15 protein-coding genes are annotated in these 14572 nt (G+C 52.8%); 13 read left to right on the top strand and 2 right to left on the bottom strand.

Annotated elements, in window-relative coordinates:
• Nucleotides 1–496 precede the first annotated feature (496 nt).
• From gntH to ACRZ96_RS11060, 8 genes are all read left to right on the top strand, one after another.
• Nucleotides 497–1792 (top strand): guanitoxin biosynthesis MBL fold metallo-hydrolase GntH, encoded by a 1296-nt coding sequence (gene gntH / locus ACRZ96_RS11095; RefSeq protein ID WP_170425056.1) that lies wholly within the window; start codon nucleotides 497–499, stop codon nucleotides 1790–1792.
• Nucleotides 1793–1869: 77 nt separating this feature from the next.
• A complete protein-coding gene (locus ACRZ96_RS11090) occupies nucleotides 1870–2892 on the top strand; it encodes a CobW family GTP-binding protein (RefSeq protein ID WP_170425053.1) in 1023 nt (340 codons plus the stop codon).
• Between the two features lie 5 nt (nucleotides 2893–2897).
• On the top strand, nucleotides 2898–3245 hold the full coding sequence (locus tag ACRZ96_RS11085) for a DUF1622 domain-containing protein (protein ID WP_480814561.1): 348 nt from the start codon (nucleotides 2898–2900) through the stop codon (nucleotides 3243–3245).
• A 20-nt stretch (nucleotides 3246–3265) separates the two neighbouring features.
• Nucleotides 3266–3691 (top strand): YidH family protein, encoded by a 426-nt coding sequence (locus ACRZ96_RS11080; protein WP_170425047.1) that lies wholly within the window; start codon nucleotides 3266–3268, stop codon nucleotides 3689–3691.
• Complete coding sequence (locus tag ACRZ96_RS11075) at nucleotides 3691–4584, top strand: bile acid:sodium symporter family protein (protein WP_480814560.1); 894 nt, start codon at nucleotides 3691–3693, stop codon at nucleotides 4582–4584. Before ACRZ96_RS11080 ends, ACRZ96_RS11075 begins: the two co-directional genes overlap by 1 nt.
• Before the next feature lie 11 nt (nucleotides 4585–4595).
• Nucleotides 4596–5282: a hypothetical protein gene (locus ACRZ96_RS11070; RefSeq protein WP_480814559.1), complete on the top strand. Its 687-nt coding sequence runs from the start codon at nucleotides 4596–4598 to the stop codon at nucleotides 5280–5282.
• A gap of 41 nt (nucleotides 5283–5323) precedes the next feature.
• Nucleotides 5324–6433: an HlyD family secretion protein gene (locus ACRZ96_RS11065; RefSeq protein ID WP_480814558.1), complete on the top strand. Its 1110-nt coding sequence runs from the start codon at nucleotides 5324–5326 to the stop codon at nucleotides 6431–6433.
• A gap of 16 nt (nucleotides 6434–6449) precedes the next feature.
• The gene (locus ACRZ96_RS11060; RefSeq protein ID WP_254443027.1) at nucleotides 6450–7202 is read left to right on the top strand and encodes a porin family protein; all 753 of its coding nucleotides are present in this window, start codon (nucleotides 6450–6452) and stop codon (nucleotides 7200–7202) included.
• Nucleotides 7203–7349: 147 nt separating this feature from the next.
• Here the strand turns inward: ACRZ96_RS11060 and ACRZ96_RS11055 are convergent, their stop codons facing one another.
• Complete coding sequence (locus tag ACRZ96_RS11055) at nucleotides 7350–7898, bottom strand: hypothetical protein (protein WP_480814557.1); 549 nt, start codon at nucleotides 7896–7898, stop codon at nucleotides 7350–7352.
• 884 nt (nucleotides 7899–8782) lie between these two features.
• On the opposite strand from ACRZ96_RS11055, the gene ACRZ96_RS11050 reads away from it, so the two are divergent.
• From ACRZ96_RS11050 to ACRZ96_RS11030, 5 genes are all read left to right on the top strand, one after another.
• A complete protein-coding gene (locus ACRZ96_RS11050) occupies nucleotides 8783–9631 on the top strand; it encodes an ABC transporter substrate-binding protein (RefSeq protein WP_480814556.1) in 849 nt (282 codons plus the stop codon).
• A 117-nt stretch (nucleotides 9632–9748) separates the two neighbouring features.
• Nucleotides 9749–10669 (top strand): amino acid ABC transporter permease, encoded by a 921-nt coding sequence (locus ACRZ96_RS11045; RefSeq protein ID WP_170425029.1) that lies wholly within the window; start codon nucleotides 9749–9751, stop codon nucleotides 10667–10669.
• A 2-nt stretch (nucleotides 10670–10671) separates the two neighbouring features.
• A complete protein-coding gene (locus ACRZ96_RS11040; protein WP_480457473.1) occupies nucleotides 10672–11475 on the top strand; it encodes an amino acid ABC transporter ATP-binding protein in 804 nt (267 codons plus the stop codon).
• Between the two features lie 46 nt (nucleotides 11476–11521).
• Nucleotides 11522–12751 carry a MalY/PatB family protein gene (locus ACRZ96_RS11035; RefSeq protein WP_480814555.1) on the top strand — a complete coding sequence of 410 codons (1230 nt, stop codon included), beginning with the start codon at nucleotides 11522–11524 and terminating at the stop codon, nucleotides 12749–12751.
• A gap of 20 nt (nucleotides 12752–12771) precedes the next feature.
• Entirely contained in the window at nucleotides 12772–13239 is a 468-nt protein-coding gene (locus tag ACRZ96_RS11030) for a RidA family protein (RefSeq protein WP_480814554.1), read from the top strand.
• A 58-nt stretch (nucleotides 13240–13297) separates the two neighbouring features.
• Here ACRZ96_RS11030 and ACRZ96_RS11025 read toward each other — a convergent pair whose 3' ends face one another.
• Nucleotides 13298–14275, bottom strand: coding sequence for a LysR family transcriptional regulator (locus tag ACRZ96_RS11025; RefSeq protein ID WP_170425020.1), 978 nt, complete (start codon nucleotides 14273–14275; stop codon nucleotides 13298–13300).
• Nucleotides 14276–14572: the final 297 nt, after the last annotated feature.

The raw sequence follows: 14572 nt of genomic DNA, 5'->3' as shown, positions 1-14572 counted from the left end.
TTTCTTAGAAAGAACCTGATTTAAGCAGTTTTTTCAATATATTAATAACCATCCTGCTCCTCTGAATTTAAGCTGAACTTACCCCTAGCTCACTGTAACTCACTTTCCTTTCGCTTCATCCACCTTCTAACATATTGGCTAAAGTGAATACAAAAGGGTCACATTCTGCCATGAACTGCAGGGAACTCCACACCCTCATACCCGAGTATTCCGAGGCAGCTCTGTCCCGAGCGCTAAGGAACGAAAACGTACGTGAAGCGGTGGAAGACCTTGATGAAGCCCTTAAGTATTTAGCCCTCTCACCAGAAAAGTCTCCTGTTCGAAGAGAATGGGAGACTGTTCGAGACGAGCTGCTGTCTGAAATACGAAGGCACACTCAGAGGCTCACCAATGTCGATTGACCTCGACGATGTCACCGAACTGCGGGGCCTGATCTTCAGGAACCAAGAAGAAGTCAAAACACTGAGCACCAAAACCATATCCGGAGGAATCTAGAATGAGCCAACCACGCAACCCTTACGGGCAACGCCCCGGCGGTGGCATTACGCTGCCGGAATATTTCCGGCCAACACCCGGCTGTACAAGCAACAACTTTTTCCCGCCCAACGAGCTTTTGCCAAAAGGCGAGATGCGGATTTGTTTTCCGGGTAGCACGCCTTGGCCTCCGACGATGGTACAGTCCGGCACATGCATTATCTTGGAGTTGGGGAATGGTACTCCATTCCCGCGCCGCCTGTTCTTTGATTTCGGCAATGGCTGCGTAAGGAATATTATTCAGCTTGGCATTTTGCCGCCGATGGTGCGCGACATCTTCATCAGCCACTTGCACGTCGACCACTATGCAGACCTGCCCTACTTTATGCCGTTCCGCGCATGGTCGGGTGGCTGGCGTAACGGTTTGCGCATTTTCGGCCCATCGGGTGACCGGCCAGAGACGGGCACTCAATATATGGTCGACAAGATGCATGAGATGATGACATGGCATCTTGAAAACTTTGACCACTGCCCGATTGGCGCAGGCTACGACACCGAAGTTGTCGAGTTCGACTACAAAGACGAAGGCGGTGTGGTTCTGGAAGAACCCGGATTGAAAGTCACGCATTGGGCGCGAAGCCACGTGAAAAGCGGTGCGTCAGCATATCGCGTGGATTGGGAAGAAGCCGGATTGTCCTTTGTCTGGACAGGCGACGGGCGCCCTGATGAAAGCACGATCGAGTTTGCGAAAGGCTGCGACATTTTCGTGACCGAAGGACAAGCCGATCTACCGCAACTGCTCAATTACAAATACGGCACGCCCAAAGAAGTTCTGGAATTCACTCTGGATACCTACCACACGCCTTACTATGCGGCGGGATATCTGATGAATGAAATTCAACCTCGGGCCGGTGTGATCTGCCACTACACCGAGGAATCGGCGGGCGAAGCCATCGCGGAAATTCGCGCGCATTGGGATGGTCTATTCCTCTTTGGTGGACCAGACACCAAGGTAATCAACGTCACCAAGGATCGTATCTGGGAACGCATGGCCCTGCGTCCGGAAATGCCGGCGATGCAGCCACCAGATCCCAGAACGATACCGTTCCCGGATGGCGAGATGCCGGATTACATTCAGATCCCGAAACCGCGTTTGCCGCGTGAGGAACAACAGGATGCCTTCCTCCGGGAACGGGAACTAGATCCGGCCCTCTACATGCCTGAGGACGTACTCCGTCCACTGACGCAGCACTACGACGAAGAAACGTTCCGCTTCGACCTCCACGCCCTGATTGCTGCACGCGATCATACGGATTGATCTGATTGTTGACTAAAAATACGCGCCGCGTTTCTGAGCCACGCGGCGCGATCACAGTTCTTGCCAAGGATGCAGCCATGAATAATGCCCCAAAAGAACCTGTCCCGCTGACGATCCTAACAGGGTTTCTGGGTGCGGGAAAAACCACTCTGCTGAACCGGATTTTGGAGGGTGATCATGGGTTGAAAGTCGGCATTCTCGTGAATGATTTCGGTTCGATCAATGTCGATGCAGAATTGGTTGTTGACGTCGAAGATGGGATGATCAGCCTCGCGAACGGCTGCGTCTGCTGTCAAATCCGAGATGATCTCGTTGAGTCTGTCGCCGCATTGATCGAACGTGATGATCCCATCGAATACATACTGCTTGAAGCCAGCGGGGTGGCAGACCCAGCAAGCATTTATATGACCTTCGTTGATTCAGCCTATCGCGACCTGATACGGCTTGACAGTGTGACGTGTGTCGTCGACGCCGATCAAGTCTTCACTTATGACGACCCGGACCTTGCCAAGCTCAAGCTGCAGCAGATCGGATTTGCGGATCTTGTAATCCTAAACAAAGTTGATCTGGCGGGTGTCGAGGAAACTGCAAAGGTAAAGAGGTGGATAGACGGCTTCTTCTCGAGGGTCCGCATTGTGCCTGCGGTCAAGTGTGGCGTTCCCCTCGAAATCCTGCTGTCCGTTGGGCGGTTCGATGTTTCTCGCGCGATGGCTGATCAAGAACACAGCCATGACCATGATCATAGGCACAATCACGGTTCATTCTTCAGTACATGGAGCTATACGCACAATGCTCCGTTACAGCGCAAAGCACTGGAACGAATGATCAAGAGAGAACTGCCTTCTAATATCTATCGCTGCAAAGGCTTTGTGCACCTGGATGACGATCGGGATTACCGATATGTGCTGCAAGTTGTTGGACGGCGCGTTGAGCTGACAAAGGACCGTGCTTGGGGTGCTGAGAATCGGGCCAACCGCATCGTTGCCATCGCCCATAAATCAACGCTCGATCCAGATCACTTGGGTGAGTTGTTCAATGCTTGCGCAGTGTCGTCTGTCGGTCGAACTGAAAGTCAAGATGAACCTGTCGCAACAGGATAGTTACCATGCATGCGTTGGAAATACTGATCGTTCAAGCGGCAAGCTATATCCAGATCCTTTTCGAAGCGGCGAGCGTCATTGTTGTTGCAGCAGGAGGTGTTGCCTTCCTTAGAGCGCTCATATTGCACAGAAACTCCGATGCAGAGCCAATCGCGCGGCGCATCCTCGGAAAGTACCTGATTGTTGCGCTCGAATTGCAGTTAGGCGCGGACATTATCGCAACTGCGACAGACCCGACAATTGAAGAACTCGCGAAGCTGACGGCGATCGCCTTTGTCCGAACTTTTCTCGATTATTTTCTTGTTCGGGAAATTCGTGAAGAGCGGGTCGCAGACAAACCAAATGAGACCTAGAATTATCACTGAGGCATACCATGGATTTTGACGATGAGGATGAACCGCAGCGTTCTACCAATCAGTTGGCTGGAGAGCGCACGGATCTTGCATTCGAGCGTTCCCGGCTTGCATCGGACAGGACGACGATGGGATATATGAGAACGGCCACGTCACTCATTGGGTTCGGCTTCTCCATACCAGCACTTTTCCGAATTCTAACTGACGTGCCTGGGTTAGAAGACGCACCGGTGGAACGCGCACGTTTTGTTGGTTTGTTCATGCTGGTACTGGCGGTGCTGATGCTGTCAGTTGCTATCATACAACAGATAACTTTTCTTAAGCGACTGTCTGATATCTCCGGAAAGCCTTTTCCGATTTCACCTGCCTTGATCTCAGCCGGGTTGGTTTTCGCGGTTGCGATTTACGCTACAATTAGCATCCTTTGGAATGTGGAACCACTGTGATGGACTCCCCCCTTCCCTTCGAAGAATCCGTCACGCTATTTATCCATATTTTTCTCTGCCTCGCGATGCTCTGCATCGGGATGAGTGCAACTTTCCGCGAAATGGGCTCCTCCATTCTCGAACGAGAAAAACTTGCGCGAGTACTTGCCGCGAATGTGTTCGTTCCGCCTATCATCGCGATTCTCATCATCGGTTTCTTTCCCCTCCCACGACCAGTGAGCGTCGTGTTGTTTTTGTTGGCGGTAGCTCCTGGCGGTATCAACGCAGTCCAGTTTTCAACCAAAGCACCGGGACAAGTCGGTGCTGCTGGAGCGTTGCTGTTCTTGCTGTCAATCATTGGCTTAATACTCGCCCCTGCGGCAGCTCAGATTGTCCTTCCAACCGATGCGCTTGAACGCGTCGCCTGGGATCAATTGCTAATCCGTATCGTGGCTGTCATTGGGATTCCACTGTTGTTGGGTATGTTGATCCGTCGTTTCTTCCCTACAGTGGCCGAGCACATTTACAAACCGGCGATGCTCATATCGACAGTTTCTTTTATTGCATCTGTCGTAGCGAGTCTCGGGACCAGGCAAGAAGCGGCTGTAGGTCTTGGGCCGATGAGCCTGATCGCCATGTTGATCTTCATTCTCTCGCTCATGGCGGTCGGTTGGTTTTTAGGCGGCAGCAATCGGGAATATAGGCAGGTACTGGCCATCTGTACAAACCTACGCAATGTCGGCCTCGTATACCTTCTTGTGGATGCGTGCTGCTTCAACCCGGCCTATTCGGCAAGTGTCTTGGCATTCATGGCGCTGATGGTTCCAATCAACCTGGTATTCACCATTATCTGCGCGGTAGCGCGGAAACGGCAAGACCAAGCCACGAAAGATGGTGAGGATACCGGAGCATGACCAGATGGCGAATGATATCCCGTGCTTTTTTAGGGGCATTCTTCGCTGTGGCGGCTTCCACGTCTTGGGCGCAGACCGTTCCAGATGAAAAACTCTCGGATGATCCGACAAAAATTGTTACAAAAATCGGCGTCCGGTACAGCGATTTTGGCACCCTATTCGTGTCAGTAGCATTCGGACCTGTCACTAAGATCAACGTATCAATCTCGGAGGACGATCAGTGGCGCATAGGCGGATCTTACCTCTTCGATTTTGGCATCGTGAATATCTCGGTCTCAGAGCAGGAACTCGAAGGCGGTGTCATGCAAACGCAATACGCCATCGGAACGTTCGTACCTCTTGCTGCATTTGGCATCCGACCGAAAGGGTGGCTTTTGTTCCCGGCTCTCGGAGCAAACTACACCGATGGTCGGATCAGCAATAGCAATTTCGAGTTTGCCGATGCCTTTCCCACCGAAATCGCCAGCAAAGGTGGATATGTCGGATTGTTGGGTCTCAAACCTATTTCTGAACGCTGGACGATAAAGACCGCGGGTGTCCTATCCGCCGGCTCAAACGACTACACAGGGTTCAGCATCGGTGCCGGTGTTACCTTCAATGCGTCGCCAGACGACAGCATCAGTGTGTTTGGTAGCTACATCGACAACACTTTCGGACAACGTAACCTACTTGGCATCAGCTATACGCGCGAGTTTTGACGGCAGCGGACGTAAAAGAAACACAGTGAGGGCTATTAACGATGCTCATTATCCTTGGTCTTTATTTCGGCATTGTCTGGCTGGTTTTTGCGAAGCTCAAAGTCCTGCCTTGGAACGGGTTCTTCAAGACAGTCGTATATGGTGGAGCATTGGTCATAGCGCTGGTTGTAATCGGAGCTTTGAACCACACGACACCTTCCGGGTCAGTGTCTGTGCAAGGTGCTGTCATCAATATTGCACCCAACGTGTCTGGTCCCGTCACCGAAGTGGCCGTTGAAGCAAACCAACCGGTCGCAAAGGGTGATGTGTTGTTTCGTATCGATGATACCACCTATGCGGCTGAAGTTGCCCGGCTTCAAGCATCACTTGCAGCCGCACAGTCAGCCGCAGATCAGTTGAAAACAGATCATCAGGCGGCGCTTGCAGAGATTGAATCTCTCGAAGCGCAACTTGCTTTCGGTGTGCAGCGCCGCAACGACATAGTCCAACTTACCGGACGCGGTGCTGCCGCTGAATTCCAACTTCAGGAAGCAGTTTCCACGATTGAACAACTCGAAGCCGGACTGCGCGCTGCACAGGCGCGCAAGCGTAGTCTTGAACGACGAATTGCGGCCCAAGTGGACGGCGTTGATGTTGGAGTTGTCGAAGTTCAGGAGGCACTGGCACAGGCTGAGTGGGCTTTGCAACAGACAGTTGTGCGCGCGCCTGATAACGGTATCGTCACTGCCCTCTCGCTGCGTCCCGGAAATCGCGTAACGACTCTTCAAGGTGCCATGAACTTTTCGCTTCCTGCAGACCGGTTGCTCATCGCGCAGTTGCCGCAAAGTAGTTATCCCAACGTGTCAGTAGGCGATACGATCCGGATTGCTTTGGGAACAATGCCGGGCCGCGAGTTTGAGACAACAATCCGCGCAATTCCGCCGGGAACGCGAGAAGGCGCGGTGGATGCGAGAGGCGGGTTGCCAAGCCTGCGCGAACTAACTGGTGCGTCCAGCTACATCGTCACTATGGATATCCCAGAAGGCCTTCCTGCAGATAGCGCACAGCTTGGTACATCTGGAACAGCCCTGATAATCACGGAAGAGGCCGGCGCGATCTCAGCGCTGGCGGAAATCCTTTTTTGGATAAGCAAGAAGCTCAACTACATTTGATCGGCAGGTGGAAGATATGATTTTCAATAGACTACTGAAAGACCTCGCACCACTGGTCGCAGTGTATATGCTTGCGGCGAATGCGGTCTCAGCGCAGCAAAATGACTGGTCCTACGAGGCTTCGATCTATTTGTTCACACCAGAGACCAAAACCTCTCAAGCAACACCCATAGGTACTATTGAGGGTACGCTGAGTTTTTCAGATGCGCTTGAGAATCTGGATCTAGCATTCATGGGGGCGTTTGCCGCAACCAATGGTCGTTGGAGCATTCTAGCGGACTACAATTACGTCGATTTAAGCTTCAGCAACACATTGTCAGGTCCTGCAAATGCCGATCTGGATACTTCGGTCAAAACCCAGTTTTTCAGTGGTTATCTGGGATACAGGGTTTATGAGGACCCATCCGTCAAATTGGACTTGGCCGGCGGGTTTAGATGGTACAGAACAAAAACAGACCTGCAATTTACGCCGGGAATGATGCCCGGGAGATCGAGTATTGCCGATGAAAGCTGGACCGATCCGGTTGTCGCCGCAAGAGCACGTATTGCCTTTTCGGATAAATGGTCTGGTACCGGTTTTTTTGATTATGGAGGCTTTAGAAGCGGAAGCGAAACCTGGCAGGTTCTGATGACCGCAGACTACGCTATTAGCGACAGATGGCTTATCAGGGGAGGCTACCGATACATCTCATTCGATCACGAGATTGATGGAAGCGACTACACGTTCAGTCAGTCCGGGCCGCTCATTGGGGCAACTTATCGGTTTTGACGAAGAGGTGACCGGTTCATCGAGAAACGGAGCATCAATATCCAAGGGGTTGTCTCGTAAACGAAGGCCATTGGAGAAACGAAGGTTTTGAAACCGTTAGATTTTCGTTTCTCCGTCCTTCAATGAGTCCGGCATCGCTGCATCATTCTATTTTTGCGGAGGAACAACGCCGCGTTTGACGCCAATTCTCATCAAAAGTTTCGGCCCAATAACCGTAATGACACCACCAAGGATCATCGGAACCCACCGATATATGGCCGAGAGCTCTTGCCAGTTTGCAAAAGCGAACCAAGCAAAGATTAGCATCCACATAACTGAGAACATCATGTTGGACTTGATGAAGGCCGGATGCTGAGCAAATTCACCGACATCGGCCGCAGATAGTTCTGCTGTCCACGGCCTGCCTTGGCGGATACTCACGAATGCCCCAACTGCGAGAAACGAGAATACAATGGCGAGCGCGTCGGTCTCCCGAATCCCTGGCCCGAGCAGAAGAACCAGCGTCACGGTCAGAACTCCCAGAACCTGGGCGGCCATAAATGCCGGAGGAAATTGAGCGCCATACCGCACGGCACAGCCAACAATACCGATAACTGCACCTAAGACCGCACCAGCGAGTGGAAAACCAAACGGTGCGAGGACAGTGAAGGTGAGAAATGGCAGCAATAGAATATGCGCAACGAGATAGGCTTTCATTGTGCCCTCCAAAATCCCAGCGACAAGTCACGCTCGCCGAGAACGGTTAGAACATCCAAGAAGTTCAGGCGCTACAAATTGTTGGTCGACCAATCAACCAGAACTGCGCTCGCCAAGGTAGTGTCTTTTGCCGCAATTCCGGTCGGATCCGCAACAGTGATTTGTGCGGAAACCATACGAATTCTGTAGGAGTAGAAGCCTGTCGTCATTGGTAACTTATTGAGAAGTCATGTGTTTGCTTTATCCCGGTGTGGACTACCAGCCAACACTAGTAGACAATACCGTGTGTGGGACAAAGGATGAATTCGCGACGGTCTCAAAAGAACACCTCCTTGGAGTAAAGCAATCCGCAGATGGGTGAATTTCAGGCCTTCGCCGCATGTTTGGAAAGATCGGTCGTGCTCCATCCAATCGGCCGTTCGGCTAGTGAAACCCAACTACACGTGCCGAAACACAACGTCACGATCGAAAGATTGTTCTCATTGTGTGATGAGCCGCCTTTGGTGGGATGGCCAGCGCACACCATTGATAGTCGGGATACCTCTGGTTCCAGTTATTCCGACATGACATAGTCGGATCTTTTGTGGCGCCAACGATGACATCGCGCTCTTGACGGCGTACCGCAGGCTGTCATTCGGCAGAACACTAGGCTGCCCCCAACAAAAGAACACGGACATGAACAAGATACTTGAGAATTGCAAAGCAGTTAACGAAATCTACAAGGATTTATTTGAGTCAAAGAGGTAAAGGCTTTTTCGACGTTTTAGCAAAGCTCGTGAGTGCACATTTATGCAGGTGATGCATTTAGCGTATGCTAACTATGAATTGGATTAATTAACTGTGCATTTCTAGCCTACCTCTGAGTACTATCTCGGGAGGAACCCATGCTCAAATCTCTGAACAAGCCTGTTGCAGTTGCTGCACTAGCCGTAGTCGCAACCGTTGCCTCAGCTGGCGACATCCCCGTCACCGATGCTGTCAAAGACAGTGGCAAACTTGCTATTGCAAACTCGCTTTCTTATGCGCCGTTCGAATACACGGACGAGAATGGCAAGCCCGCTGGTGTTGATATTGAACTGGCTACTGCGGCCGCCAATCTCTTGGGAGCGGAGTTGGACATCGACGTGGTGCCATTTGCCTCGCAGATTCCCGGCCTGGCAGCCGACCGGTTCCAAATCGCCTGGTCGACGTTCACAGTGACGGCAGAACGCCTCGAGCAAGTTGACTTCGTGTCATTCTTGCAGACCGGTGTGGTTATTGTGACAACACCAGACGCAGCGGCGTCGTTTGAAGGTGAACACGGTGCCTGCGGTCGCAAGATCGCTGTTCTGACCGGGTCTTCGGGTGACTTTGTAGCCGACAAGCTGACCGAAGCCTGCGAGGCGGCTGGCAAGCCTGCTGTCGAAAAGCAGATCTACCCCGAGCAAAAAGACGCAATCCAGGCGATCATAGCAGGTCGCTCAGAGGCGCGGCTCGAAGACTCGACCTCGGCTGGGTATTATCAAGTCACCAGCGAAGGCGCGCAGGTTGTTGTTGGTGATCCAATGTTTCCGTTGCCGTTGGGCGTAGCCGTTCGAAAAGGCGATACCGCTACGGCTGAGATGATGCAGGCAGTCTTTAACGCGATGATCAGCGACGGGAGCTACGAGCGGATTCTGTCAGGGTATAAGCTGAACGCGTCCGGACTATCGGAGTCGACGGTATACACCGAAGCGTCCCAATTGCCGAACTAAACGGCCCCGGCCCTGCCATAGTCTCCCGTGGTGGGGCCAGCAATCACCTGTTCCTTTTGACCTCTCCACTTTTGTCCCGCGCTAAGGGGACGCCTATCCCATGAGGGGGATTCTGCCATGAGTTCATCAGCCGAAAACCAATCCGTTAGCGTGTACCTTGACCCTGAAAAACTCAAGGTTATCCCTTTGCGTCACCCCGGTCGCGTCATAGCTGCGACCCTTGTAGTCATTGGCGTCTTATTCCTCGTCAATGGAGCAGTGACAAATCAAGCACTTCAATGGCACATCGTAGGCAAATACCTGTTCCATCCTTTGATCATGAAAGGACTTTGGACCACCATTTGGCTCACGATTGTGGTGATGGCTCTAGCTACGGCGATGGGCATGGTTGCTGCGCTCATGATGATGTCGACGAGCAAGCTACTAGCCATTCCCGCCCGCGTGTTTGTCTGGTTTTTCCGAGGAACACCGGCGTTGGTTCAGCTGATCCTATGGTACAACCTTGCTATCCTGGTGAAAAATATCGGCATTGGGATTCCCGGCGTTGTCATGCTCGTCTCGGTTCCAACCAATGATGTCATGACACCCTTTGTGGCGGCCACGATCGCTCTGTCGCTACATGAGTCTGGCTACATGGCGGAAATCATCCGTGGTGGCTTGATGTCCGTGAACAAGGGCCAGACCGAGGCCGCTGCCTGCCTCGGTATGAAACCGAGCCTTCTGACACGCCGGATCATCATTCCGCAAGCGATGCGCATGATCATCCCACCAACCGGCAACGAAACCATCAACCTCTTGAAAACCACGTCATTGGTTTCGATCATTGCCGTGGGTGACCTTCTATATTCGGCCCAGGCAATCTATGCCCGGACGTTTGAAACCATCCCGCTCTTGATTGTGGTGACATTTTGGTACCTCGTCGTTGTTTCGATCATGTCGGTCGGGCAGGGCTATCTCGAGCGCTACTATGGCAAGGAAGACCATGGCGACGCTGAAGGATTCCTAAAATCTCTCTTTAAATTCAACCGGAGGAAATAAGCATGGCTGCGCCACTTAATCACCGTGAGAAGTTTGGTGTTCCGTCTGAAGCCATGGTCCACGCCGCAGGAGTGCACAAATCCTACGGCCACTTGGAAGTACTGAAGGGCGTGAATGTGACGGTGCCTGCCGGAACCTGCACCTGCATTATTGGTCCATCGGGATCGGGCAAGAGCACCTTCCTGCGTTGCATCAATCACCTCGAAGAGATCAATGCGGGGCTGTTGCTGGTTGATGGTGATTTTGTCGGCTACCGGCTGGACGGCAACAAGTTGCACGAGCTGCCTGACTCGGCCATCTGCCAGCGTCGCGCCGAGATCGGAATGGTCTTCCAGCACTTCAACCTGTTCCCCCACATGACCGTGTTGGAAAACTTGATCGAAGCCCCCATCCGGGTGCGCGGAGAATCTTCGAAAGACGCCATCGCCTATGCCGAAGAGCTGTTGGAGCGTGTGGGCTTGGCGGCCAAGCGGGACAACTACCCGCGACAGTTGTCAGGTGGCCAGCAACAGCGTGTGGCCATTGCCCGGGCGTTGGCCATGCGCCCTAAGGTCCTGTTGTTCGACGAGCCGACCTCGGCGCTTGATCCCGAACTGGTCGGCGAAGTGCTCGACGTGATGAAAGGCCTCGTCAAAGAGGGCATCACGATGGTGGTTGTGACCCACGAAATCGGCTTTGCACGCGAAGTGGCTGACAAGCTGATCTTCATGGATGGCGGTATCGTTGAAGAAGAAGGCGACCCAAAGGAAGTCATTGCCAACCCGAAGTCGCCGCGAACCAAAGAGTTTCTGGCGCGTGTTCTATGAAAGACTAGACAGCACACGACGAAAACGAGCAAGAACAGGAAACCCCATGCTTCAATCTCCTTCCATGGCCATTCAGGAAACGACCGACAGCACGAATTTCGGCTTTGAAATTCCGCTCGATCGCACGGGTCTGAGCACAAAAAAATGGGAGCTTGAACAAGCCAACAGGAAAGATCCCTCCTGGCTGTGCTTTGGCACGGCCGAGATGGATTTCAAGGCCGCCCCCGCCGTTCAGGACGCTATCAACCGCGTCGCGCAGGGTGGGCATTTTGGATATCCGCAGAAGCGGGAAAGCTATTTCGATGCGATCATCGGACACTTTGAACGCAACCACGGCTGGACGATTGATCGAGACTCCATCTACAGCCACGTCGCAATCTATCCGTCGATGCAGCCATTCTTTGAGGAACTGACCCAGACGGGTGACGAGGTCGTATACCAGTCGCCCGTGCATCACTGCTTTGAAGAGATCATCAGGGAAAGCGGCTGTGTTCCGCTGGCCAACCCGCTCAAGGTAGAAAATGGCCGCTATGTCATGGATCTGGACGGGCTGGCCCAAGTAGTGACAGAGCGCACCAAGATGCTGCTCCTTTGCAACCCGCACAATCCCGTTGGGCGTGCCTGGACCCACGACGAGCTAAGTGCGCTGAACGAGTTCTGCCTGAACAGGGGCATTTTTGTTCTCAGTGATGAAGTTTACTTTGGCCTCGTCAAAGCAGATCACAAGTATACTCCGTTCGCCTCGATTTCCGAGGCCGCGGCAATTAATTCAGCGACGCTGACATCGGCCAGCAAGAGTTTCAATCTGACCGGCACCAAGCATTCCTTGGTGATCATCGATAATCCCAAGTACCGCCAGGCATTCGAGCGCGGGTTGGCCAAAAACAACCTCTATTTCGGAGGGTGCATGTTTGGGCAGGCCGCGACCGAGGCCGCCCTACGCGGCGGGGACTCGTGGCGCAGGGCGTTGATGGGCTATATCGAAGGCAATCACGCCCTTCTGCGCAACACGCTCGAGAATGCATTGCCACAAATCACGGTTTTTGACTCGGACGCCACCTATTTTGCTTGGCTGGATATGCGTGGGCTGGGCCTCTCGGACGACCAAATCAATGCCATCATCGAAGAGGCGCGGATCTCGGTCACACCCGGCAAGCCGCTTGGCCCCGGTGGCGAAGGCCATATCCGTCTTAACTTGGCAACGGCCCGGATAACGCTTCAAAGCGGGCTGGACCGGTTTGTTGCGGCCTTTCAAAACCATCAGAAAACCGCCTGACAATATTTAAGGACACAAAAATGACAACAAATGCAGAAGCGCGGATCTCGGAATTGGGCCTTATGCTCCCTGAGCCCCCGAAATCTGTGGCCAACTATGTGGCCACCAAGATCTCCGGCAATCAATTGTACATCTCAGGTCAACTGTGTCTGGATATCGAGGGCACGCTTGTATCGAAAGGTGCCGTCAGTACAGGGGCAACTATCGAAGATGCCGTTGCGGCCTCGAGAGCTTGTGCAATGAACGTATTGGCCCAGGCAAGAGCCGCACTGGGATCGCTTGATCGTGTCACGGGTGTATCTCAGCTGCGTGGCTACATCGCCGCGCATGCCGATTTTGCGGATCACGCACCAATCATGAACGGGGCATCGGACCTTATGGTCGACGTCTTTGGTGATGCCGGTCGTCACACGCGCGCCACTGTGAGTGTGTCCTCGCTGCCGCTTCAGGCCAGTGTTGAAGTCGAGGCAATCTTTGAAATCGAGTGATGGCAATTCAGATTTAGCATTTTGCCAGATGATGCCAGCAGAACGCTACATTAGTTTGCTAAATCACCGTTAGCATCTTTTTGTAAAGCGCCTTTTTGCGGCTGTCCTGTTGCCCCACGACTTCGCGAATGACGTTCATTAACCATTCTCGCCCCGGATCCGGCGACACCGAGTTTTCGTACAGCAATTCGACCCTGAGGTCAGGTAGTTCTACGGGCGGAGGAAAGATTGTGAGGTCACTGTCGGGCGGCAATGCCAGCAACGTGCCTTCGCCAAACACGGTCATGATATCTGTGCCCGCCAGAACATAGGGTATCCCCATATAATAGGGCGTCACAGCAATCGTAGTGCGGCTTAATCCGATATCTTTCAACGCCCGATCCATCATGCCTGATGAGCGACCATCAGATGAAATCTGGAGATGTTGTGCATCAAGGTACCGCTGAAGGGTCATATCCTTGAGCTTGGTGTTGCCGGACCAGGCGGCGCAAACCATTCGGTCCTTGGACACAAGCTCCTGTTCAATCAACGGATCGTTCCCGGAGTAATCCCCGACGATCGCGCAATCGATCTCGCGCTTACGCAACTTCAAGGCCACTTCGAAGTTTTGTGCATGCACGACGTTCAATTTGGCCTTCGGGGCTTGGGTAATAAATTTCTGAATTAGGGCCTGCAGAACCACAACAGCGGTATAATCTGACACGCACAGCCGAAAGGTTCGCGTCGTGTACTTGGGCTCAAAATGCAGATGTTGTTCAATCGCGAGGCTTACGTCTGACAGTGCTTTGCTGATCGTCACCGATAAATCTTTTGCGCGGGGCGTTGGCGCCATTTGCCCGTCAACGCGCAGGAATAGCTCATCGCCCAAGATGTCGCGCAACCTATTCAGCGCGTGGCTGACCGATGGTTGCGTTCTACCCAGGCGCATTGCCGCTCGGGTTATACTTCGCTCGCGCATGATCGCATCGAAAACACGAAGCAGGTTGAGATCCAGTTGGTTGAGGGAAAACCCGGAAGCTGCGTTGGAATGCGTCATGCCCTGACCGTAATAGATTCTACGAATACTATATGACGCTACATGCACAGAATCTATTTTTCGAGTTGAGTGTCAATCCCGATCAGGCATCGAAAATGAAGTAGTTCATTGCGTCTGCACGGCTTTGTCGCAATCTTTTGGCCAGGAGATCTCTGTGTAAATGCCATCACGGATTTCGATCGAGGCAGGATGTCACTGTGCCCTTAATTTCTGGAAGCAGAAACGGTATTCGTGACGAATGAACCGATCGACATTCTTGCGTTTCGTTTTAACGAACAATTGCGGAATATCGCCAAG

The organism is Ruegeria sp. CF1, assembly GCF_056537445.1.
The sequence above is the reverse complement of the archived record's forward strand: the minus strand, read 5'-3'. Positions and strand labels throughout refer to the sequence as shown.